Genomic DNA, 21052 nt, shown 5'->3' on the forward strand with positions numbered 1-21052 from the left:
TCGTCGCTGGCCTGCGCGATCCAAGCTGCCACCACGCCGCGCTGGTGATCGAGGCGACTGCCCGGGAAGGGCCGAAGAAGCTGGCGCGAGCGCCGGGTTATGCACCACCTGCGGCTCCCGGACGCTGACGCCGCTGTCCACCGCCGCCGCCGCTGCGCGCTCCTTCTTCGCCGCCCGCCAGCTGACCGGTGATCACTTCCATGCCGGGCTTCAGGCCGCCGGACAGCACCTCGGTGACTGAGCCGTTGGTATCGCCGGTTGTCACTTGCACCGGCTGCGGCTGGCCATCGGCACCCTTGACGTAGACCGTCTGCTGCGCGCCGCGGCCAAGCGTCGCCTGGCGTTCGGGCCGGTCGCGTCGCGGGCGGAAGGTCAGCGAGCCCGCGATGCCGCCGCTGCCGCCCGCACCGGCGGCGCTGGGCTTGAAGCGGAACGCGGCATTGGGAACGAGCAGCACGTTCTTCTTGTCGCTGGTAACGATGTCAGCCGTCGCGGTCATGCCCGGGCGCAGTTCCATGGTCGGGTTCGCCACGGTGAGATCGGCGGCATAGGATACGACCTGCCCCGTGGTCGCAGTGCCGGACGTGGCGCTGCTGGAAGACGCGCTGGCCGTGGTGGCGGTGAGGTTCGAACCGAGATCGACGCGGGTGATCGTTGCGGGGAAGGTGCGGCCCGGGAATGCATCAACGGTGAAGCTTGCCGACTGCCCTTCCTTCACGGAACCGACGTCAGCTTCGTCGATGGCGACCTCCAGCTTCATCTTGCTGAGATCCTCCGCGATCACGAACAGCGTCGGCGTGTTGAACGATGCCGCCACGGTCTGCCCCGGATCGACCTGACGCGCGAGCACGACGCCGTTCACGGGAGAGCGAATGATGGCGCGCTGACGCTGGGTCTGATTCTGCGCGAGATTGGCGCGTGCCGCGGCGACATTGGCCTCAGCAACCCGGAGCGCGGCAACCGCCCGCTGAGCGTTTGCCCGGCCGGTCTGCAGCTCCGTCTGCGAAGGCACGCGTCCGTTCGACAAGCGATACACTTCCTCCAGCCGGGCAAGCTGCGCCTGTGCCTCGGCCACGGTTGCGCGCGCCTGGTTCACGCCCGCAATGTTGGCGTTCAACTGCGCCTGACCGGCACGGATCTGCGCCTCGATCTGTTCGGGATCGATCAGCGCAAGCGCCTGCCCCGCGGTAACCCGGTCGTTTACGTCGACAACGACCCGCGTGACGAGGCCGGATAGCTGCGAGCCGACCGTCACCTGATTGGTCGGCGCCAGCTTGCCAGTGGCCGAAACGGTGACCGTCAGATTCCCGCGTCGCACCGGGGCCGTCGCGTAACCAGCCTCCGCCCGAGATCCGAACAGCCGAAAACCAAGCAGCACCAGCAGGATCACGCCAACGGCGATCGCGCCCCATTTCGCCCAGCGACGCCACGCCGGCTGCGGCTTCACCCCGAGGAAATCATCAAGTTGCTCGGTGGCCATCAGCGGGTTCCGTCCTGCCTGTTGTTCTGGGGTGATATCGCCTGGGGCGCCGCGGTCGAATCCCAGCCGCCGCCAAGCGCGGTGTAGAGCTGGATCAGCGCATTGGCGTGATCGGCGCGCGCCTGTGCGGCGCTGTTGCGAGCCGACAGCAACGCCGCCTCCTGCTGACTGAGGGTCGTGAAGTCGGTGAGGCCGGTGCGATACTGGCTGCGGCTGAGGATCGCGGAATTGTTTGCCGCTTCCAGTGCGACGGCGAACTCGCGTTCGCGTGCCTGCGCGGTGCTGAGCGCGACAACGGCATTCTCGATGTCTTCGAGCGCGATCAGCACCGTCTGCTTGTAAGCCGCAAGGGCGGCGTCGGCGGCAGCCTCTGCGCCGCGCACCTGGCTGTTCAGACGGCCGCCGTTGAAGATCGCTTGCGTCAGGCCAGCGAACAACCCGCCGGTGACCGTTTCCAGCAAACCGCCCAGGTTGCCGGCGCGGGTGTCGATATTGCCGCCGATCGCCAGCGCGGGATACAGCTGGGCCTTGGCAACGCCGATCTGCGCGGTTGCCGCAGCAAGGCTCCGCTCGGCCGCGCGCACATCGGGTCGTTGCCGCAGCACATCCGCCGGGATGCCGACACCAGCGCTTGCCGGCCCACGCGGGATCGGCTTCGTCGCGGCGAGCAGCGGCTTCAGCGTCCCGGGCGCAGCGCCGGTGAGCACGCCGATACGGCTCACAGCGGCATTATACTGCTGCTCGATCAACGGCACGGAGGCCGCGGTCTGCGCGCGCTGCACCCGCGCCTGTTCCTGGTCGAGGCTGGAAACCAGCCCGGCCTGAACGCGAAAGCCGGCGATTTCCAGATTGTCGTCCTGCAGCGCCAGGCTGTCGCGGGCATTGGCGAGCTGAAGCTGGTATAGCCGGGCCAGCACATAATTGCGCGCGACCTCCGCCTGCACGGACAGCAGCACCGTCGCCTGATCAAAACCGGACGCCTCATATTGCGCCTGGCTGCTCTCCACGGTGCGGCGCACTTCGCCAAACAGGCCAAGCTGATATTGTGCGTCGAGCCCGAGGGAGAAATTGGAGCCGCCCCCACCGCCGATGCTTTGCGTGGTGCCGTCGGGGAGAGTGATCACCGTCTGCCCGCCACGCAGCGTTTCGGAGCGGCTGTAGCCCGCCGAGCCGTTCACCGTTGGCAGCAGGCTTGCCCGGCTTTGGACCAGCGCTTCGCGGGCCTGTCGCAGCCGAGCGGATGCCTGCGCGATGTCGAGATTGCTCGCGGCTGCTTGTTCCACCAATTGCCCGAGCACCGGATCATCGAAACTGCGCCACCAGCGCGTCAGATCCTCACGCGTCGGTTCGGCCGTGACCGAAAAGGTGTCGGGCACCCCGAGCTCAGTCGCGGTTCGTGGTCGATAATCCGGACCAACAGTACATCCGCCAAGAGCGGCGGCGAGGAGAAGCGTAACCCGCAAGCGCGTCATGGATGCCGAAATGGTTGGAAGACCCATAAGGGTCCAGCGCTTTTGTGTCGCGATTTGTCGCAGCGCGAGACTCGTCGGCCAGCCGGGTGCAGGTTATGGGGGGTGAAAACTGCGTGCCGTCCCCGTGGCAGGCTTAACGCGCGATCATTCGAGCTCGATCAGCACTTGATCAACGACGACGCTTTCACCAGCAGCGACACGCAATGCCGCGACCGTCCCGTCGGCCTCGGCGCGCAGGACATTCTCCATCTTCATCGCTTCAATCACCCCCAGCGCCTGACCGGCAGCGACATTCTCGCCGACGCTAACGTCCAGACGGACCAGCAACCCCGGCATGGGAGCGGTGACGATCTTGCCGGTATTGGCGGGGAGCGGATCGATCAGATGACGGGTGTAGCCGGCGATCCGCTGCGGCAGCACGCGCACTTTGTGCCGCGCACCGCGGGTATGCAGGATAAAGCCTGTCAGCGTACGCGCCGCCTGCACAACCACTTCTTCGCCATCCAGGTCGGCGCGGAATATCGTGCGGCCGGGTGCGTAATCGTGCGAGATGGCGATGTCCTCTCCATCCACCGCCACTGCGTCGCCGGACAAAGTGACGGCGAAATCCCGCTCGCCGATCCGAACCGACCAGTTCTTCTCAGGCGCGCCGCGCGCGTTCGCTTGCGTCATGAGCACAGCCAGTGCCGCGAGGCCTTTCAGGAACGCAGCGGGTGTCGGCGCGCCGTTGAACCCTCGCGGATATTCCTCCTCGATGAACCCGGTGGTGAGATCGCCGCGGCGGAAGCGCGGGTGCTGCATCAGTGCGGAGAGGAAATCGATGTTGGTGGCCAGCCCCTCGATCTCGAACGCATCGAGGGCGCGGACCTGCGCCGCGACCGCGGTTTCGCGGGTTGGGCCCCAAGTGATCAGCTTCGCGATCATCGGGTCGTAGAAGCGGCTGACCTCGCCACCTTCGGCCACCCCGTCATCCACCCGAACACAGAAGTTGGGATGCGTGTTGCCGTCGGCTTTCTGATCCTCCTCCGGCCCCGGGCGGCGATAGCGGACCAGGCGCCCGGTGCTGGGCAGGAACCCCCGATAGGGGTCCTCCGCATAGATGCGGGTTTCGACGGCCCAGCCATTCAGGTGAACGTCCGCCTGCGAAAAGGCGAGCCGCTCGCCGGCGGCAACCCGGATCATCTGCTCGACGAGATCGAACCCGGTTACGGCCTCGGTGACGGGATGCTCCACCTGAAGCCGGGTGTTCATTTCCAGGAAATAGAAGCTCTCGCCGCTCGGATCGGCGCCCGACACGATCAGCTCCACGGTTCCTGCGCTATGATAGCCGACAGCGCGTGCGAGCGCGATTGCCTGCTCGCCCATCGCGCGGCGCATGGCAGGCGTGACGAACGGCGACGGCGCCTCTTCCACCACCTTCTGGTGGCGGCGCTGAACCGAACATTCGCGTTCGCCGAGGTAAACCACATTACCGTGCTGATCACCGAGCACCTGAATCTCGATATGGCGAGGGCGCTCGATGAACTTTTCGATCAGCACGCGATCATCGCCGAAGCTGGCAAGAGCCTCTCGGCGGGTCGCGTCGAAGCCGGCGACGATCTCGGCCTCGTCACGCGCCAGCCGCATCCCCTTTCCCCCGCCGCCGGCCGAAGCCTTCACCATCACGGGATAGCCGATGGCAGCGGCGATACGCGCCGCGTCCGTCACGTTTTCGATCGCGGTGGGATGACCCGGCACGACATTCACGCCCGCCGCGCGCGCGATCTCCTTGGACGCGATCTTGTCACCCATGGCGGCGATCGCTGTCGGAGGCGGTCCTATAAAGGCGATGCCGGCTGCCGCGCAGGCTTCGGCAAAGGACGCGCGCTCGGATAGAAAGCCATAACCGGGGTGGATGGCATCCGCGCCGGTTGCGCGTGCGGCGGCGAGGATACGATCGGCATCGAGATAGCTTTCGCTCGCCGGCGCCTCACCGATCCGGATTGCCTCGTCCGCCATCGACACGTGGGGCGCGCGGGCGTCGGCATCGGAATAGACGGCCACCGTGCCGATGCCCATTCGCTGGGCCGTGCGAATGATCCGGCACGCGATCTCACCACGATTGGCGATCAGGATCTTGCCGAACACCCCTGCCCCCCGCCCAAGGTCCTAAGATGCCGCCGCCGTCCCACGTGTCCCGGCCGACGGCGGCACTGTCGCCAGCGTTATTCCGCTGCCTCGCACACGCGCATCGGTTCCTCGGCCACCATCGGTTTCAGCCCGAGCTTGGCAAAGAGGTTCGCGTCCGCGCTGTCGCCGCGATTGCCCGCCGTCAGCAGCTTGTCGCCGGTGAAGATCGAGTTCGCGCCTGCCATGAAGCACAATGCCTGCGTTGCCTCGCTCATCGATTCACGACCGGCAGACAGACGCACCATGCTGAGCGGCATGGTAATCCGCGCCACCGCAACCGTGCGGACGAACTCGATGTCATCAATCTGGGCGAGCGGCGTATCCGCCAGCATGTCACCCAGCACCGTGCCCTTCACCGGCACCAGCGCGTTGACCGGCACGCTTTCGGGATGCCGCGGCAGGGTGGCGAGCGCATGGACGAAGCCAACGCGATCCTCGCGTGTCTCGCCCATGCCGACGATCCCGCCACAGCAGACGTTGATGCCGGCTTGCCGCACATGCTCCAGCGTTTCCAGCCGCTCCCCGAAGGATCGGGTCGTGATCACCTCGCCGTAACGCTCGGGCGAGGTATCGATGTTGTGATTGTAATAATCGAGCCCGGCTTCAGCGAGCCTCTGCGCCTGTGCCGGCGTCAGCATGCCCAGCGTCATGCACGTTTCCATGCCCATGGCGCGGACGCCCTCGATCATGGCGATGATCGCATCCATGTCGCGATCCTTCGGATTGCGCCACGCGGCGCCCATGCAGAAACGCTGGCTTCCGGCATCGCGAGCCTCGGCCGCGCGCTGCAACACGGCGCGCACGTCCATCAGCTTGGTCGCCTTTACGCCCGTTTCGGCGTGGGCGGATTGCGAGCAATAGCCACAATCCTCCGGACAACCGCCGGTCTTGATCGACAGCAACGTGCACAATTGCACTTCGCCGGCGGCGTGATGCGCGCGGTGCACATTCTGCGCCTGCCACATCAGCTCGTCGAAAGGCAGGTCGAACAGCGCCGTGATTTCCTCACGGGTCCAATCATTGCGGGTCACCGCGTCCACATCAGATCCTTCAATTGTTTGGTCCGCTCCCGGGTCAGCCGCGCCAGGCATTGCGCGCGCGCGAACCCCTGCAGTGAGCCGCCGGCATATTCGCCACCTTCGATCTCACACTGCCGATCGCGGAACTGCAGCCAAGCGCGCTGGCTGGCAAGCGTCGCCGTGGCGTAACCAAAGCCGCCACCGCGCGGCGTGCCCCGCGCATCGCGATCCTTCATGCGGGCATAGGTCTGTTTCCACTGCGCGTTCAGCGCAGCATCCGCCCGGCGAAGCTCATTGGCGGCCTGGGCATTCATCTGCGCCTGACTTTGGGCGCGGGCGGGCTGGCTCGACGCCAGGATCGCCAGGGACAGCGCAATTGCAGAAAGCCTCGTCATCGTACCTCCATGATCCGTCCCGGTGCCAACGCACCGGGACGGGATGGATGTTCAACGGCCCTTGAACACAGGCTTGCGCTTCTCGAGGAAGCTGAGGCCGCCTTCGCGCGAATCCTCGGAGCCGCCAGCGAGCCGCTGACCCTCTGCCTCGGCGCGGAGCACCGCGTCGAATGTGCCGTCGAGCGCGGTCATGATGTTCCGGCGCATCGCGGACAGCGCAACGGTCGGCCCGGCGGCGAGACGCGTGGCAAGAGCAAGCGCCTCGTCCATCAGCTTGTCGTCATCCACCGCCTTGTAGATGAGGCCCCAGTTCTCCGCCTGCTCGGCGCCGATCCGCTCGCCCAGCATCATCATCTGCGTGGCGCGCGCCTTGCCGATCGTCTTGGCAAGCAGCCAGGTGGAGCCGCCGTCGGGCACGAGGCCGATGTTGACGAACGCCTGGAGGAAATAGGCGCTCTTGCCGGCAAACACGAAATCGCCGGACAGGCCCATGGAGCAGCCGACGCCGGCGGCGGGGCCATTAACCGCCGTCACCACCGGAACCGACAGGTTCATGATCTGGCTCATCAGCGGATTGTAAAAGTTCATCAGCGCACGATGGCTGGTGTCCCCACCCTTCACCGGCGAGTCCCCGCCGCCCCGCGCCTGAAGATCGGCGCCCGAGCAGAATGCCCGGCCAGCACCGGTAAGCAGCACGGCGCGCGCACCCTGCAGATCGTACAGCGCCACCGTCAGATCCTCGGCGAGCTGAATCGACGCCGCGTTCAGCCGTTCCGGCCGGTTCAACGTGATGACCAGGACGTCGCCCTTTTTCTCGGTCAGGATCGTTTCATATTCAGCCATTTCGGTCTCTCTCCCTCGTATATCCCGCTCCATCTGGAGAAGGGGTTGGCAGCAAGCTGCCGGATCCTTGCGCGTGCGCTACGTGGCGCAACACCTCGGCGATCGTCCGCCGCGTTGCGGCAGGCCGGATCACCGCATCGACGAACCCTGCATCCACGGCGTGAGAGGGATCAGCGATACGGGCGGCATAGTCACGCTTTTTCTGATCGTCCGTGTCGTCGAACAGCAGCTCGGCGGCAGCGGCAGTGTTTATCACCGCGATCTCGGCGCCCGGCCACGCGTAACAATGGTCTAACGTCGTTCGGCGCGATGCAAATACTGCCCAGACGGGCCCTATCGCGCGACGCGTAATGATTGTGATCCGGGGCCCGGGCGCTCGCGCCAGAGCTGCCATCATGTTCCCAGCCTCCCGAACGATGCCGCGCGCTTCCTCGGCAGTACCGGGCAGAAACCCAGGGGAATCCAAGAGCACAACCATGGGCAAGCCATAGCGACCACAGAAGCCGGCAAAGCGCGCCGCCTTGCGTGCGGCGGCGCTGTCGATCGTGCCGGCTAGCACCATCGGCTGAGTGCCGAGGATCCCGACTGCTCGCCCCTCCACGCGGCCCAAGGCGCACACCAGATTGGCGGCGTGTTGAGGCTGCACGTCGAGCAGTTCGCGCTCGTCCACTAACGCGCGGGCAAGCTCGCGCATGTCATAGGGTTCTGCCGGGTCAAGCGGGACGAGCTGGTCCAAGCCCGGCTCCTCGCGATGCGCGGGGTCGGCAGTGAAGATCAGCGGCGTCGACGCGCCCACCGAGGAAGGTAGCAGATCGAGCAGATCGCGAGTCGCGAACAACAATTCAATCTCATCCGCGAAGACGCGGTCGGCCATGCCGGTGTGGATCGCGTGTAGGGTGGGGCCCCCCAGCGCGTCGGCGCTGGCGATTTCCCCGGTTGCTCTCCGCAACACGTCCGGGCCGGCCAGATGAAGCGCGGCTGCGCGATCGAGCATGAATGTGACATCTGCGAGTGCAGGCGAAAGAGCGGCCATGCCCGCGGTGGCGCCGAACACCAGCGCCAGCTGCGGCACCTTGCCCTGGGCAAGCGCCTGGCACTGAATCATGTTCGATTGTGCGCCAAGGCCCGTAAGCCCGTCGTCCAGCGCCACGCCGGGTGAGTCATAGAGGCCGACGACAGGCGCACCCATGGACACCGCATGGTCGATCAGGCTGGCGATCTTCGTGGCGTGATCCCGCGTCATGATCCCGCTGGCGTCGGTCACATCCTGGCTGAACGCCGTGACCGGACGGCCCTGCACCAGACCCTCGCCGGTCACAATGCCCGCACCGATGGGACCCGTTTCGCGAAAGGTGGCGTGATCAAACAGAATGTCGAGCCGCTCGCGTGCGGTCAGGCGACCACGCGCATGCTGCGCGTCGCTACGCTCCTGCTCCCCGACTGTAGCCGCCATGGCATCCTCCCGCCGCGCGGGCTTCCTGCGCCTGTGGATGGGCAGACGCAAATGCCAAAACGGTCAGGTATGTAGCTGGGAGGCGATGGGAGCATGTGTTGCGCCGAAGCCCCGGAGGATCGGGAAGTGTCAGCTGGAACGTGCGCTTCCTCGCCAATGGTGTGACGGTCCAAGCGTCTAAGGCCGAGGGCTCACCAGCCCTGCACCGCCTCCGGATCGGACAGCGCCACCAGCCGGCGAGCAGCGCGGCGCGCGAAGGCAAGCGTACACTTCTTTCGCGCGTGCGTGTTCATCGGCGTGGTTCGCGCCTCCCGCACGACCGCTGCATCATAACGATCAGCAACGATCAAACCTGTCCGCTCTGGCAAGAACGCCTCGCTGGCGATCGGCGTGTGGTCGAAGCCCGCCGGCACCGCCCAGAAGAACCGATCACAATGCGGCAGATAATCCTGCCATTTGCCGTCACCCAGCAAATCCGCGCGCGATACCTTGATCTCGACGATCGTGATCTGGCCGCGCTGATCCAGCGCCATCAGGTCGACACGCCGGCCGCCATCCAGCGGCACCTCTGGCATGGCCACTAGTTCATGGCGCAACAACAAGCGGGTTACGCCCCGCACGACATCAGCAGCGCAAAGCGGTGAGGCAGGATCGTCTACGCAAGAAGCGGGCGTGGTCAGCACGCCCGCTTCATAGAACAATTAGGGAACGATGAAAAGGTGGGTAACTGAGGATCAGGAAGCTAATACCGCTCAGCGCCAGAAGATGTGGTTTCCGATCGATGCCACCTTGGTCAGGCCCGAAGCCGGCGCCCGGCCGCGGTTGAAATACAGCGCGCGTTCCGCCTCACCATTCCAGGCGTCGGCGAGTGCCACCTTGGCCACCGCAACGGCCGTGCGATAGGGGCGGCTGTCCTCGTTGATTTCCGGAATGCGACCACCGCGAACGAAGCCGAACTGGCCACGCTGGGTCACCACGTCGCAGATGTCGGACGGGAAACGGCCGGACTTGGAGCGGTTGATGATCACATCAGCGACGGCAAGCTGGCCAGACAGCGGCTCACCCTTGGCTTCGTAGAAGATCGCGCCGGCCAGGCACTGGATCGCCTCGTCGTCGCCATCATGCGTCGACTGCGCGGCAACAGCGGCCGCAAGTGTCGGATATGCAACCGAATCGCCGACCGCGAGTTCATCGCTATCGAAGCCCGTCGGCTCAGAAACTGTAGCTGGTGCCGTCGAGGACACCATAACGTTGGTCTGGGGGAGCATCTGCTCGACCTCGGCAGCCAACCCGGCCGTGCTCTGCGCACTCAGGCCGAAGAAAGAGATCGTCATGGCTACGGCAACCGCAGCCCGCGAGAAAAAAGCCATCGTCCACTATCAAAGGCGGTGGGTACGCGGACACGATCCGGCGTTCAGAAGAACAGCGATCGGCCGGGATCCCCCCCGACTGCGTCACCGTTGCGGATCGCACCCGCCGCGGCACAACGCGAAAAATCGATGGCCGTGGATCGCCATACCCGAGCGATCGAGTCAATTAACCGAGGATCGTTTCAGCGGCGAACCGTTGGCCGTCCACGATATCCAGAGCAACCACCCACAAATCGGGATCACGCGCGCGGCGGCGCGCCCAATAGTCGTCGAGTGATTCGCCGCTGCCTGCTTTCGGCCCGCTTGGTACCAGCGCGTCATTGCCGTCCGGGCCAATTCCGCGCTCGACGATCCGGTCTTCGAGCTCCAGCACGACCAGGATCGCACCTGCATCCGCATCTCCGCGGGCACGCACCACCGCAATCCCGCCGGCATCGTTGACTCGCCGCAGCAAGGCCGAGACGACAAGGTGCGTGGGCAACCGCGCGTTCACGCGATCCGGTAGCCCGGCAGGGAGGCAAGCGCGATCCGGCTGCGCATGAACGTGCCGGTGCCGCGAGCAACTTCCTCGCCATCCGCGGCGATCAGGCGCGCGTCACCGACGAACACCCGCCGCTGGCCGCTGATCCAGCGCCCCTCCGCGATGACTGGGCCGGCGGCCAGCGGGCGCGTCAGGACGAGGTTGAACTGGGTGGTCAGAAGAAAGCGATCGGTGATGAGGCTATTGCAGGCGTAGAACGCCGCATCGTCCAGCATCTTGAAATAGGACGTCCCGTGAGCGGCGCCCGCCGCGTGAAAATGATCCGGCACGATTTCGAAGCTGATCCGCGCCACGCCCGGTTCCGGGATTTCCAGCATCGATGCGAACAACCGGTTGATCGGCGCTGCGGCATACAACGATTCAAGTGCACGGTGGTGCGCCTCCGCACCCTCAGGCCGCGTCACGCGTGCTTCCCGGTTCGTCGGACGTCAGAAGCGCATAGATGGCGTCGCGCGAACCGGCGCCGCGCAGCTTCGCGACAAACGCACGGTCGCGCAGCCGATTGGATACGCGCGCCAGCGCCTTGAGGTGATCGGCACCGGCATCGGGCGGAGACAGGATCGCCACGATCAGGTCGACCGGCATATCGTCGACCGCCTGAAACTCCACCGGCTGTGCCAGCCGGGCGATCATCACGACGATGCGCGGCAGACCCTGGATGCGGGCATGCGGCAAGGCCACACCGCCGCCGAAGCCGGTCGAGCCCAGCTTCTCCCGCTCGGCGAGCGCCGTCGAGACGGCGCCGCCGGCCAAGCCAAGCGTCTGGGCAGCCAGGGCGCCCAGTTGCTGGAACAGCATCTTCTTGTTGCTTGCCGTCACCCCGACCGTGATCAGGTCGGGGTGGAGCAGATCGCTCAAATCACTGGCCATGACGTCCCGGCGTTCACCCCGCGCGCTGCGGTTCGACCCAGCCGATCGTCCCGTCGCCGCGCCGATAGACCATGTTGTAGGCCCCCGTCCCGCTATTCTTGAACAGCAGGGCAGCAGTGTTGCGCAGGTCAAGCATCATTACCGCGTCCGAAACGGTGGCATCGGGCACGTCGACGCGCGTTTCGGCAATGATCAGCGGCCCTTCGGCGGGCTCGTCATCGTCGCTGATCCGCTCGGCAAAGAGCGTGTAACCGGCGTTGTCGAAATTATCATAAGCGACGCTTTCCGCCAGCGCCTGCACCTCGCCTGCGTTTCGATCCTTCAGGCGGCGCATGTAACGGCGCAACTGCTTCTCGATCTTCTCCGCCGCACCATCAAAGGCAAGATGCGCGTCATGGGCATCGTGGCGGCCCTTCAGAACCAATCCCTGCATCACGTGAACGACGATGTCGCAGCCGAAACCGGTGTCGTGCGGCCCCTTGCCGAACGTCACCTGAGCGGAGATCGCGCGGCTGAAATACTTGTCGGCAATCCCTTGCAGCCGGCTGTCGACATGATCCTTCAGCGCGTCGCCCGTTTCGACCTGGTGACCAGAGATGCGGATATCCATCGACCTATTCTCCATTGGCTGGTCCGGCTTGATTCGCCGGAGCGTTGGGCGTCAACCGGACGCCTCGGCCCCCCAGAGTGGATTCTTCACCCTCGTCATGAACGCGGCATGCGCGCTAAGTTCCTCCGCAGTGGCGGCGAAATGACGGGCCGGGCGAACGACCCGCGGCGCGGATGTCTCGACCTTGACCTCTTCGACCACCAATTCGCTGACCAGAGAAAGCCCGATCTGCCGCCCGCCCCGCAGCTCGACATAGACCTGCGCCAGCAGTTGCGCGTCGAGCAATGCGCCGTGCAGCACGCGGTGGGACCGATCGATGCCATAACGTGAACACAATGCGTCGAGCGTCAGCTTCGCGCCGGGATGCCGCTGCTTCGCGATCGCCAGGGTATCCACCATGCGGCTGGTGCAAATGACGTCGCGACCGCAGCGACCGAGCTCTCCGTTCAAAAAGCCAAAATCGAACGACGCATTATGTGCGATCAGCGGCGCATCGCCGATAAACGCGACCAGCTCTTCCGCGACGGTGTGGAACAGCGGCTTGTCCGCGAGGAACGCATCCGACAGGCCGTGAATCGCGAACGCACCCGGCGGCATCGACCGTTCGGGGTGAAAATAAGCGTGAAAGGTTCGCCCGGTTTCGACCCGGTTGATCAGCTCCACACAGCCGATCTCCACCATGCGATCCTCGCCGAAGGTAAAGCCAGTGGTTTCAGTGTCGAAAACAATCTCGCGCATCGCAGGGATTATCGGCCTTCCACCGGCACGAGGCAAGCGATGACCCGGCGGACATGCGCCCGAGTTTCCTCGAGCGGCACGTCCGTCGGAATGACGAAATCGGCCTGCGCGCGCTTCTGTTCGTCGGGCACCTGGCGCGCGAGGATCGCGTCGAACTTGCCCTCGCTCATGCCTGGGCGCTGAAGGGTGCGGGCGCGCTGCACGTCGGGCGCAGCGGAAACGACGGCAACCTTGTCCATCGCACGCTGACCACCGGTTTCGAACAGCAAGGGCACATCGAACACGACGACCGGCGCGGCGGCATGTTCCGTCAGAAAGGCGGCCCGCTCCTCGCCCACGGCGGGGTGAACGATCGCTTCCAACGCCTTCATGGCGGCATCGTCGCCAAGCACCGCTTCCGCCAGGGCCGTCCGGTTCACGCCCCCTTCCCCAGTCGTTCCGGGAAAACGCGCCTCGATGGCAGCCACCACACGCCCGGCCGGGCCCTGCAGCTTATGGACCTCCGCATCCGCGTCGAAGACCGGAATGCCTTCCTCAGCGAACATCTTGGCGACCGTGGACTTGCCCATGCCGATGGAGCCAGTGAGGCCGAGTTTGATCATCTGTTCCCCCTCGTGTTGCATATCGTCCCCTGCCTCTTCCAAACCCGGCTGCCGTTCCTCATCGATGGAGAAGAGGAGCGCGCCTCCGGATCACGGCATGGGACGAAAGCCGTTCCTGTTCTATCCGATCAATCGTTCGCGCAGTTCGCCGTCATGTTCGCGCGGGGCAGGCTGGCCAAAGAACAATTCGAACGCGGCCGCGGCCTGGCCGACGAGCATTTCGAGGCCGTCGATCGTCTCCAGCCCGCGTGCCTCGGCCGCATCGAGCAGGGGCGTGTGGAGCGGGGCGTAGACGATATCATAGACGACTGCCTCTGGCGGCAGCGGCAGGAGATCGAGATCGAGCGGCGGCTGGCCTTCCATGCCAAGCGCGCTGGTGTTCACCAGGAGCTTCGTCTCGGGGAGGCGAGCGTTCAGCGGCAGCGCTTCTCCCTTCAGGCCCAAGCGGCCGAGCAATGCGGCAGCCTTTAGCGGGGAACGGTTCAGGATCGTCACCTTGCCGACATCGAGGCGCGACAAGGCAAACAGCACTGCGCGCGCGGCACCGCCTGCACCGACGATCGCGACGGGCGCACCAGCGAGATCGAGATCGGCGATCGGGGCGTAGAAGCCGGCCGCATCAGTATTGGTGCCGAACACGCTGCCATCCTCGCGACGAACCACCGTGTTCATCGCGCCGATGCTATCCCGCACGTCGCCGGGATCATCGACGAGATCGAGCATCGCCACCTTATGCGGAATGGTGACGTTGCAGCCGCGCCACAGCGGATCGGCGCGGCGCTGCGCGATGAAGGCGGCGAGATCATCGGGCGCGACCTGCGTCGCGCGATAATCCGCCGCAATGCCCAGCTTCTCGAGCCAGAAGCCATGGATCAGCGGCGACTTGGAATGCTTGATCGGATTACCGATCACCTCTGCATACGGACGTTCAGCGGCGTCTCTGGCCATCGAATGTTGAGAAAGTTGAGACACTGGCGGTTCTTTCTCCATCACGCAGCGAGGACCTGCCGCTCGCGCAAATAGCCGAGCAGCGGGAGCAGCGGCATGCCCAGCACGGTGAACTGGCTGCCTTCGACGCGGCTGAACAATTGCACCCCCGGCCCCTCGATCCTGTAGCAGCCGACGCACCCCGCAATGGTCGGCCATTCGGCATCGAGATACGCCTCGATGAAGGTGTAGGACAGCGGGCGGACGAACATGCGCGCCTTGTCGACATGGCGCCAAACCGGCCGGCCACCCTCAGCGATCACCGCTGCGCTGACGAGATCGTGGCGCTTGCCCGACATCATCGCGAGATGCTCCGCGGCTTGGGCTCGGTCGCGCGGCTTGGACAAAATGGTGCCATCCTCCAGCACCGCCAGGCTGTCGGAACCCAGCACCAGCGCCTGCGGGTTACGCTGCGACACCTTGAGCGCCTTCAATTCGGCAAGCGCGTCGGCAAGATCGCGCGGTGGGATTGCGCCAAGCGATGCCTTGGCGGCATCCTCGTCCACCATCGCCGGCTGCGCCTCGAACGGAACGCCGGCAGCTTCCAGCATCGCGCGGCGCGAGGCGGATTGCGAGGCGAGGACCAGTTTCAAGGGCGCGCTCACCGTTCCATCATCCCCGGCATGCCCCGGCGTTCGTTGAACAGCGAAATGATTGCGGCCGCGGTCTCCTCGATCGACCGCCGTGTGACGTCAATCACCGGCCAGCCGTTGTCGGAAAACATGCGGCGGGCATAGGCAAGTTCCCGCGTCACTGCTTCCTGATCCACATAGGAGGTCTCCGGCGCTTGATTGAGCGAGAGCAACCGGTTGCGCCGGACCTGGATCAAGCGGTCCGGACTGGTGGTGAGCCCAACAACCAATGGGTTGGCCAAACTGTAGAGCGTATTGGGGGGCGGGCTTTCGACCACGATCGGAATGTTCGCCACCTTGAAGCCGCGGTTGGCGAGGTAGATGGAAGTCGGCGTCTTCGACGATCGCGAGACGCCGGCCAGGACGATGTCCGCCTCCTCCCACTCCTCCCACAATACGCCATCGTCATGGGCGATGGTGAACTGAATGGCATCGACACGCGCGAAATAGGCCGCGTCCAACACATGCTGACGCCCCGGCTTGTTCTTCGCCTGCTGGCCAAGCAACGCCGACAAGGCATCGTTCACCGGATCAAGCGGCGCAACCATCGGCAGGCCCAGTGCCTGGCAGCGCTGCTCCAGCGCCTCGCGCGTGCCCGCATTCACCAGCGTGTAGATCACGAGCCCGGGATTCTGGGCGATTTCCTGAAGGATGCGGTCGAGATGCGCTTCGGTGCGCACCATTGGCCAGAAATGCCGCACCGTTTCGACATTGTCATATTGGGCGAGCGCGGCCTTGGCGATGTTCTCCAGCGTCTCTCCGGTAGAGTCAGAGAGGAGGTGCAGGTGCAGCTTCACCGTCACGGGCATGAACCTGTGGATAACATGGGGATGACCGCTAGCGTAACCTGCGAGAGGGGCCAAGCGGCAGTGCGCGCCGTGGAAAACTGATGAGTCATCCACAATTAAATCCACGCCGGGCGATTTTATCCACAGGCTGTGTGAATCGGGGATCGTTGAATCGAATCCCCGGGACTCTGCGACTCCACGAGCGTCAAGCTGTTGGCAATCCGGGGACGAACGCATAAGCCCCGCAACCAACGCGCCTACATCATCACACAACCATCAGACTCTTTCTTTTGAGAAGAAGCATGGACGCCCCAACCGATTCAAAACCACTGCTGGGCGTGTTGAAGGGACAGAAACGCGCGCGGCCACCGATGTGGTTCATGCGGCAAGCGGGCCGATACCTGCCCGAGTATCGCGCGCTCCGAGCCGAAAAGGGCGGATTCCTGGCGCTCGCGACCGATCCCGACGCGGCAGCGGAAGTGACGATCCAGCCGATCCGCCGCTTTGGTTTTGATGGCGCGATCCTGTTTTCCGACATCCTGATGGTGCCCTGGGCGATGGGGCAGGACCTGACGTTCGGGCCGGGCGAGGGCCCGCGCCTTTCCCCGCGGCTGCTGGACCAGAATCTCGGCTCGCTCACCAATGTGCTCGCGCGGCTGGACCCGGTCTATGCCACCGTTCGCCGCGTCGCCGCCGCGCTGCCCAGCGACACCACGTTCCTGGGGTTCGCGGGATCACCCTGGACAGTGGCGACCTATATGGTGGCCGGGCAGGGAAGCCGGGACCAGGCGGAAACACGCGGCCTTGCCTATCGCGATCCAGCCGCCTTTGCCGAAATCATCAATGCGATCGTGACGCTGACGGTTGATTACCTTTCCGGGCAGATCGAAGCCGGCGTCGAGGCAGTGCAGTTGTTCGATAGCTGGGCCGGCACGCTATCGCCGGCGCAGTTCGAGCGGTGGGTCATCGCGCCCAACGCCGCGATCGTGGCAGCACTGAAGGCCAGGCACCCCGATGTGCCGGTGATTGGATTCCCGAAGGGGGCAGGCGGTAAGCTGCCCGCTTATGCGCGCGAGACCGGCGTCGACGCGGTCGGGCTGGACGAGACGGTGGACCCCGTCTGGGCGGATTCCGTGCTGCCGACTGGGCTGCCGGTGCAAGGCAACCTCGATCCGCTCGCGCTGATCGCTGGCGGGCAAGCACTGGATTCGGCCATCGACCGGATCCTCGCGGCATTCGGCGAACGGCCGCATGTCTTCAACCTCGGTCACGGAATCGACCAGCACACGCCGATCGCTCATGTCGAGCAGGCAATTGCTCGCGTTCGTTCGGGGCCGGCGGGCGGTGCAGGAGGGCAAGGCTGATGGGCGCTGGTTTCCTCGGCGCGGCGTATCTCTGGGTGAAGGCCGCGCACATCATCTTCGTGATTTTCTGGATGGCGGGGATGTTCATTCTGCCGCGCTATCTCGTGCATCATCAGGACGGGCTCGATGATCCGGCAGAGCGCGAGCGGTGGGAATTGCGCGAGCGGCGGCTGCGCAACATCATTCTCACGCCGTCGATGATCGCCGTGTGGCTGATTGGCCTGGTGCTGGCAGTGAATATTGGATTGCTGGAGGGGATCCAGGGGCTTGCGTGGTTGCATGCCAAGCTTTTCGTAGTGTTCCTGCTGTCCGGCTACCATGGCTGGGCCGTCGGTTATTCGAAGCAGCTGGCAACCGGGCGCGCCACGGTGAGCACGCGACGGCTGCGGATGATGAACGAAGTTCCGGCGCTGGCCGTGACGATCATCGTGATCCTGGCGGTGGTGAAGCCATTCTGATCCTGCGTAGCGCGCTCTAGCGAAAGAGGGCGCGCCGAAGGCCTGCCGCATCCCGTCAGGCCAGCAACGCGAATCCCGTCACCACCCCGTCTGCTGGCGCTTGACTAAGCCGCGGGGCGCTCCTACGTCGCCGGTACGGTGAGGTCGTTCGGCCTGCCGCCTTCCTCCAGTCTCGTTGCTGCGCGATCTCATCCGCCGACCGGGCTTCTCCCCCCACCGATCCTCATCGGACACACGATATGCATCTCAAGGACCTCAAGAAGAAAGCTCCGGCGGAACTGGTCCAGCTGGCCGAAGAGCTTGGCGTCGAGGGCGCCTCCACGCTGCGCAAGCAGGATCTGATGTTCGCCATCCTGAAGGTTCAGGCTGAGGAAGGTGAGCAGATCATGGGCGAGGGCACCATCGAGGTGCTGCCCGATGGCTTCGGCTTCCTGCGCTCGCCAGAGGCGAACTATCTCGCGGGTCCTGACGACATCTACGTCTCGCCGAACCAGGTGCGTAAGCATGGCCTGCGCACCGGCGACACGGTGGAAGGCGAGATCCGCGGGCCGAAGGACGGCGAACGCTATTTCGCGCTGACCAAGCTCGTCCGCGTCAACTTTGACGATCCCGATGCCGTTCGCCATCGCGTGAACTTCGACAATCTGACGCCGCTCTACCCCGACGAGCGGCTCAAGATGGAAATTGAGGATCCGACCGCGAAGGACAAGACGGGCCGCGTGCTCGATCTCGTCTCGCCGATCGGCAAGGGCCAGCGCTGCCTGATCGTCGCGCCGCCGCGCGTCGGCAAGACGGTGATGATGCAGAACATCGCACGCGCGATCTCTGCCAACCATCCCGAGGTGTTCCTGCTGGTGCTGCTGATCGACGAGCGGCCCGAGGAAGTCACCGACATGCAGCGCACGGTGAACGGCGAGGTCGTGTCCTCCACGTTCGACGAGCCGGCGACCCGCCACGTTGCCGTGGCCGAGATGGTGATCGAGAAGGCCAAGCGCCTCGTCGAGCACAAGAAGGACGTGGTGATCCTGCTCGACAACATCACTCGCCTCGGCCGCGCCTACAACACGGTGGTGCCGAGTTCCGGCAAGGTGCTGACCGGCGGTGTCGACGCGAATGCCCTGCAGCGGCCGAAGCGCTTCTTCGGTGCGGCCCGCAACATCGAGGAAGGCGGCAGCCTGACCATCATCTCGACCTCGCTGATCGATACCGGCAGCCGGATGGACGAGGTGATCTTCGAGGAGTTCAAGGGCACCGGCAACGCCGAAATCGTGCTCGACCGCAAGGTGGCGGACAAGCGTATCTTCCCGGCGATCGACGTGGGCAAGAGCGGCACCCGCAAGGAAGAGCTGCTGGTCGAGAAGGACAAGCTCAGCAAGATGTGGGTGCTGCGCCGCATCCTGATGCAGATGGGCACGGTCGACGCGATGGAATTCCTGCTGGGCAAGATGAAGGATTCCAAGACCAACGAGGACTTCTTCGCCAGCATGAACCAGTAAGGCGGATCGGCGGCGGCGCGGTCGATCCGCGTCGCCGCCCGCCCCATCCACCCGGCGCCCGGCGGCCCTGCATAGCCGCCCCTCCGGCGTCTTGGTGGTGCGTGCCACGGCACGCTGGCGCACAGCGCCCAAGCCCGGTAACACGCCTGCAACCGGATCGGCCTGGCGCCGTTCGGTCCCTATCACCCGCAGGAGCGCTGACCGTTGATCCTAACCCTGCTCGCCCAAGCTGCTGCCGCCATTCAGGGGCCGGGGTCGCTGGCGGATATCTGGCAACATATCGTCGCCGACTTTTCCAATCTGTCCGATCCCGCCGCGCTGGCTGCCTTTGGCCAGGTGCTGATGATCGACCTGGTGCTGGCCGGCGACAATGCCGTGGTCGTCGGCGCGCTTGCTGCGGGCCTGCCGTCGGAACAGCGCAAGAAGGTGATCCTGATCGGCATCATCGCGGCGCTGGTACTGCGGATCTTCTTCGCGCTGATCGTCACGTGGCTGATGGGCATCGTCGGTTTGATCTTTGCCGGCGGCTTGCTGCTGTTGTGGGTGAGCTGGAAATTCTGGCGTGAGTTGCGCGCTGGTTCGCATGCCAACGCTGGATCGGAAGAGATCGAGGGCGACGAGCGCTCGGGCCTTGCCCCGGCGCGGTCCTTTGCTGGCGCCGCCTGGGCGGTCGCGGTCGCCGACGTGTCGATGAGCCTCGACAATGTGCTGGCGGTGGCGGGTGCGGCCCGTGAGCATCCCGGTATCCTGGTGGTCGGTCTGATCCTTTCCGTCGCGCTGATGGGCCTGGCGGCGAACCTGATCGCGCGAGTGATCGGCCGCTACAGCTGGATCGCTTATATCGGCCTGGCAGTGATCGTCTTCGTAGCGTTCAAGATGATCTACGAAGGCTGGATCGGCACCGGTGAGACGATCGGTCTCAGCACGCTGTTCTAACCTCGCCCAAGCAACCCGGCGCTCCCCGCCGCTGCGGCGGGGAACCGGGAAGGGTTCACCACGCGTTCAACCCGTCCTGGCCATAAACCGGCCATGCCCAACGGGAGAGCCATGTTGAGAAGTTTCGTGCCAATCGCCGCTGCAGTCGTGATTGCTGCGCCGGCGGCGGCGCAATCGGGTGATCTGGCGCTGGTCCAGAACCACCTGCGCGCCGTGAACACGATGACGGCTGATTTCACCCAGACCGATCGCGCCGGCAAGACGCTGACCGGCACCTTGTCGCTCAAGAAGCCGGGCAAGATCCGCTTCCAATATGAAAAGGGCGTGCCGATCCTGGTGGTTGGCGATGGCAAGGCGTTGACCTTTATCGATTACTCGGTCCGCCAGGTGCAGCGGTGGCCGATCAGCAATTCGCCGCTTGGCGTGCTGATCAATCCGGACCGTGACATTTCGCGGTTCGCCAAGGTGATCCCCAGCGGCGATTCGCGCGTCCTCTCCGTCGAGGGCTATGATCCCAAGCATCCGGAATATGGCCGCATCACCATGGTCTTCGCACGCGATGGCGCCGCGCCTGGGGGCTTGATGCTGCAAGGGTGGGTGACGCTGGACAGTCAGGGCAACCGCACGACGATCAGACTCGCCAACCAGCGGTTCAATGGTCCGGTAAGCGACGGAACGTTCCGTTGGAACGATCCGCGGAGATCGAACGCGCGCAACTAAACCGTTTCCATGACTGTTGTTCATGCCTGCGACAGGAAGGAACCGCTAGTGCATCGGGTGCGGATGTGGGGCGGTTCAGGATTTTCCCCCTGTTGCCTGAACCAGGCTT

The 21052-nt window shown here is 65.0% G+C and carries 23 protein-coding genes; 5 read left to right on the forward strand and 18 right to left on the reverse strand.

Features of this window, described 5'->3' with window-relative positions:
* Positions 1-97: 97 nt before the first annotated feature.
* From LQ954_RS11840 to LQ954_RS11925, 18 genes are all read right to left on the reverse strand, one after another.
* Positions 98-1480, reverse strand: coding sequence for an efflux RND transporter periplasmic adaptor subunit (locus LQ954_RS11840; protein WP_231023306.1), 1383 nt, complete (start codon positions 1478-1480; stop codon positions 98-100).
* Positions 1480-2952 carry an efflux transporter outer membrane subunit gene (locus LQ954_RS11845; protein ID WP_231023307.1) on the reverse strand — a complete coding sequence of 491 codons (1473 nt, stop codon included), beginning with the start codon at positions 2950-2952 and terminating at the stop codon, positions 1480-1482. Before LQ954_RS11845 ends, LQ954_RS11840 begins: the two co-directional genes overlap by 1 nt.
* Positions 2953-3096: 144 nt before the next feature.
* Complete coding sequence (locus tag LQ954_RS11850) at positions 3097-5079, reverse strand: acetyl-CoA carboxylase biotin carboxylase subunit (protein ID WP_231023308.1); 1983 nt, start codon at positions 5077-5079, stop codon at positions 3097-3099.
* 77 nt (positions 5080-5156) lie between these two features.
* Positions 5157-6212, reverse strand: coding sequence for a biotin synthase BioB (gene bioB / locus LQ954_RS11855; protein WP_443026623.1), 1056 nt, complete (start codon positions 6210-6212; stop codon positions 5157-5159).
* Positions 6149-6535 carry a lysozyme inhibitor LprI family protein gene (locus tag LQ954_RS11860; protein WP_227772045.1) on the reverse strand — a complete coding sequence of 129 codons (387 nt, stop codon included), beginning with the start codon at positions 6533-6535 and terminating at the stop codon, positions 6149-6151. The genes bioB and LQ954_RS11860 overlap by 64 nt, the downstream gene beginning before the upstream one ends.
* A 51-nt stretch (positions 6536-6586) precedes the next feature.
* A complete protein-coding gene (locus LQ954_RS11865) occupies positions 6587-7378 on the reverse strand; it encodes an enoyl-CoA hydratase-related protein (RefSeq protein WP_227772046.1) in 792 nt (263 codons plus the stop codon).
* On the reverse strand, positions 7371-8831 hold the full coding sequence (locus LQ954_RS11870) for a carboxyl transferase domain-containing protein (RefSeq protein WP_231023310.1): 1461 nt from the start codon (positions 8829-8831) through the stop codon (positions 7371-7373). The genes LQ954_RS11865 and LQ954_RS11870 overlap by 8 nt, the downstream gene beginning before the upstream one ends.
* Positions 8832-9022: 191 nt before the next feature.
* Entirely contained in the window at positions 9023-9514 is a 492-nt protein-coding gene (locus LQ954_RS11875; protein WP_330999973.1) for an MmcB family DNA repair protein, read from the reverse strand.
* Between the two features lie 69 nt (positions 9515-9583).
* A complete protein-coding gene (locus LQ954_RS11880) occupies positions 9584-10165 on the reverse strand; it encodes a cell wall hydrolase (protein ID WP_227772049.1) in 582 nt (193 codons plus the stop codon).
* A 202-nt stretch (positions 10166-10367) separates the two neighbouring features.
* The gene (locus tag LQ954_RS11885; RefSeq protein WP_231023313.1) at positions 10368-10694 is read right to left on the reverse strand and encodes a DUF1491 family protein; all 327 of its coding nucleotides are present in this window, start codon (positions 10692-10694) and stop codon (positions 10368-10370) included.
* Complete coding sequence (locus tag LQ954_RS11890; RefSeq protein ID WP_227772051.1) at positions 10691-11146, reverse strand: PaaI family thioesterase; 456 nt, start codon at positions 11144-11146, stop codon at positions 10691-10693. The genes LQ954_RS11885 and LQ954_RS11890 overlap by 4 nt, the downstream gene beginning before the upstream one ends.
* The gene (locus LQ954_RS11895) at positions 11133-11612 is read right to left on the reverse strand and encodes a PTS sugar transporter subunit IIA (RefSeq protein ID WP_231023315.1); all 480 of its coding nucleotides are present in this window, start codon (positions 11610-11612) and stop codon (positions 11133-11135) included. The genes LQ954_RS11890 and LQ954_RS11895 overlap by 14 nt, the downstream gene beginning before the upstream one ends.
* Before the next feature lie 13 nt (positions 11613-11625).
* Positions 11626-12222 (reverse strand): ribosome hibernation-promoting factor, HPF/YfiA family, encoded by a 597-nt coding sequence (gene hpf, locus LQ954_RS11900; protein WP_227772053.1) that lies wholly within the window; start codon positions 12220-12222, stop codon positions 11626-11628.
* Positions 12223-12273: 51 nt separating this feature from the next.
* Positions 12274-12960 carry a DNA polymerase III subunit epsilon gene (dnaQ, locus tag LQ954_RS11905; protein ID WP_231023317.1) on the reverse strand — a complete coding sequence of 229 codons (687 nt, stop codon included), beginning with the start codon at positions 12958-12960 and terminating at the stop codon, positions 12274-12276.
* Positions 12961-12968: 8 nt separating this feature from the next.
* Positions 12969-13562, reverse strand: coding sequence for a dephospho-CoA kinase (coaE, locus tag LQ954_RS11910; RefSeq protein WP_227772055.1), 594 nt, complete (start codon positions 13560-13562; stop codon positions 12969-12971).
* Between the two features lie 120 nt (positions 13563-13682).
* Positions 13683-14510, reverse strand: coding sequence for a shikimate dehydrogenase (aroE, locus tag LQ954_RS11915; protein ID WP_231023319.1), 828 nt, complete (start codon positions 14508-14510; stop codon positions 13683-13685).
* A gap of 41 nt (positions 14511-14551) precedes the next feature.
* Positions 14552-15142 carry a Maf family protein gene (locus tag LQ954_RS11920; RefSeq protein ID WP_227772273.1) on the reverse strand — a complete coding sequence of 197 codons (591 nt, stop codon included), beginning with the start codon at positions 15140-15142 and terminating at the stop codon, positions 14552-14554.
* Positions 15143-15150: 8 nt separating this feature from the next.
* Positions 15151-15990: a pyruvate, water dikinase regulatory protein gene (locus LQ954_RS11925; protein ID WP_227772057.1), complete on the reverse strand. Its 840-nt coding sequence runs from the start codon at positions 15988-15990 to the stop codon at positions 15151-15153.
* 281 nt (positions 15991-16271) lie between these two features.
* Between LQ954_RS11925 and hemE the strand changes: the two genes are divergently transcribed.
* The 5 genes from hemE to LQ954_RS11950 all read left to right on the forward strand — a co-directional run bounded on the left by hemE (position 16272) and on the right by LQ954_RS11950 (position 20943).
* Positions 16272-17333: a uroporphyrinogen decarboxylase gene (gene hemE, locus LQ954_RS11930; protein ID WP_231023321.1), complete on the forward strand. Its 1062-nt coding sequence runs from the start codon at positions 16272-16274 to the stop codon at positions 17331-17333.
* Entirely contained in the window at positions 17333-17791 is a 459-nt protein-coding gene (locus tag LQ954_RS11935; RefSeq protein ID WP_231023323.1) for a CopD family protein, read from the forward strand. Before hemE ends, LQ954_RS11935 begins: the two co-directional genes overlap by 1 nt.
* 239 nt (positions 17792-18030) lie before the next feature.
* Positions 18031-19287: a transcription termination factor Rho gene (gene rho, locus LQ954_RS11940; RefSeq protein ID WP_227772060.1), complete on the forward strand. Its 1257-nt coding sequence runs from the start codon at positions 18031-18033 to the stop codon at positions 19285-19287.
* Positions 19288-19494: 207 nt separating this feature from the next.
* Complete coding sequence (locus tag LQ954_RS11945) at positions 19495-20223, forward strand: TerC family protein (RefSeq protein ID WP_227772274.1); 729 nt, start codon at positions 19495-19497, stop codon at positions 20221-20223.
* 111 nt (positions 20224-20334) lie between these two features.
* The gene (locus LQ954_RS11950) at positions 20335-20943 is read left to right on the forward strand and encodes a LolA family protein (protein ID WP_227772061.1); all 609 of its coding nucleotides are present in this window, start codon (positions 20335-20337) and stop codon (positions 20941-20943) included.
* Positions 20944-21052: the final 109 nt, after the last annotated feature.

The sequence above is a fragment of the Sphingomonas sp. IC-11 genome, from assembly GCF_021043365.1.
Lineage (GTDB): Bacteria > Pseudomonadota > Alphaproteobacteria > Sphingomonadales > Sphingomonadaceae > Sphingomonas.

Bases quoted from the DNA above. Each gene is read 5' to 3' on its own strand.
- LQ954_RS11840 (WP_231023306.1), bottom strand. From the start codon at position 1,480: ATGGCCACCGAGCAACTTGATGATTTCCTCGGGGTGAAGCCGCAGCCG.
- LQ954_RS11845 (WP_231023307.1), bottom strand. From the start codon at position 2,952: ATGACGCGCTTGCGGGTTACGCTTCTCCTCGCCGCCGCTCTTGGCGGA.
- bioB (WP_443026623.1), bottom strand. From the start codon at position 6,212: ATGCCTGGCGCGGCTGACCCGGGAGCGGACCAAACAATTGAAGGATCT.
- LQ954_RS11860 (WP_227772045.1), bottom strand. From the start codon at position 6,535: ATGACGAGGCTTTCTGCAATTGCGCTGTCCCTGGCGATCCTGGCGTCG.
- LQ954_RS11865 (WP_227772046.1), bottom strand. From the start codon at position 7,378: ATGGCTGAATATGAAACGATCCTGACCGAGAAAAAGGGCGACGTCCTG.
- LQ954_RS11870 (WP_231023310.1), bottom strand. From the start codon at position 8,831: ATGGCGGCTACAGTCGGGGAGCAGGAGCGTAGCGACGCGCAGCATGCG.
- LQ954_RS11880 (WP_227772049.1), bottom strand. From the start codon at position 10,165: ATGACGATCTCTTTCTTCGGCCTGAGTGCGCAGAGCACGGCCGGGTTG.
- LQ954_RS11895 (WP_231023315.1), bottom strand. From the start codon at position 11,612: ATGGCCAGTGATTTGAGCGATCTGCTCCACCCCGACCTGATCACGGTC.
- hpf (WP_227772053.1), bottom strand. From the start codon at position 12,222: ATGGATATCCGCATCTCTGGTCACCAGGTCGAAACGGGCGACGCGCTG.
- dnaQ (WP_231023317.1), bottom strand. From the start codon at position 12,960: ATGCGCGAGATTGTTTTCGACACTGAAACCACTGGCTTTACCTTCGGC.
- coaE (WP_227772055.1), bottom strand. From the start codon at position 13,562: ATGATCAAACTCGGCCTCACTGGCTCCATCGGCATGGGCAAGTCCACG.
- aroE (WP_231023319.1), bottom strand. From the start codon at position 14,510: ATGGCCAGAGACGCCGCTGAACGTCCGTATGCAGAGGTGATCGGTAAT.
- LQ954_RS11925 (WP_227772057.1), bottom strand. From the start codon at position 15,990: ATGCCCGTGACGGTGAAGCTGCACCTGCACCTCCTCTCTGACTCTACC.
- hemE (WP_231023321.1), top strand. From the start codon at position 16,272: ATGGACGCCCCAACCGATTCAAAACCACTGCTGGGCGTGTTGAAGGGA.
- LQ954_RS11935 (WP_231023323.1), top strand. From the start codon at position 17,333: ATGGGCGCTGGTTTCCTCGGCGCGGCGTATCTCTGGGTGAAGGCCGCG.
- rho (WP_227772060.1), top strand. From the start codon at position 18,031: ATGCATCTCAAGGACCTCAAGAAGAAAGCTCCGGCGGAACTGGTCCAG.
- LQ954_RS11950 (WP_227772061.1), top strand. From the start codon at position 20,335: ATGTTGAGAAGTTTCGTGCCAATCGCCGCTGCAGTCGTGATTGCTGCG.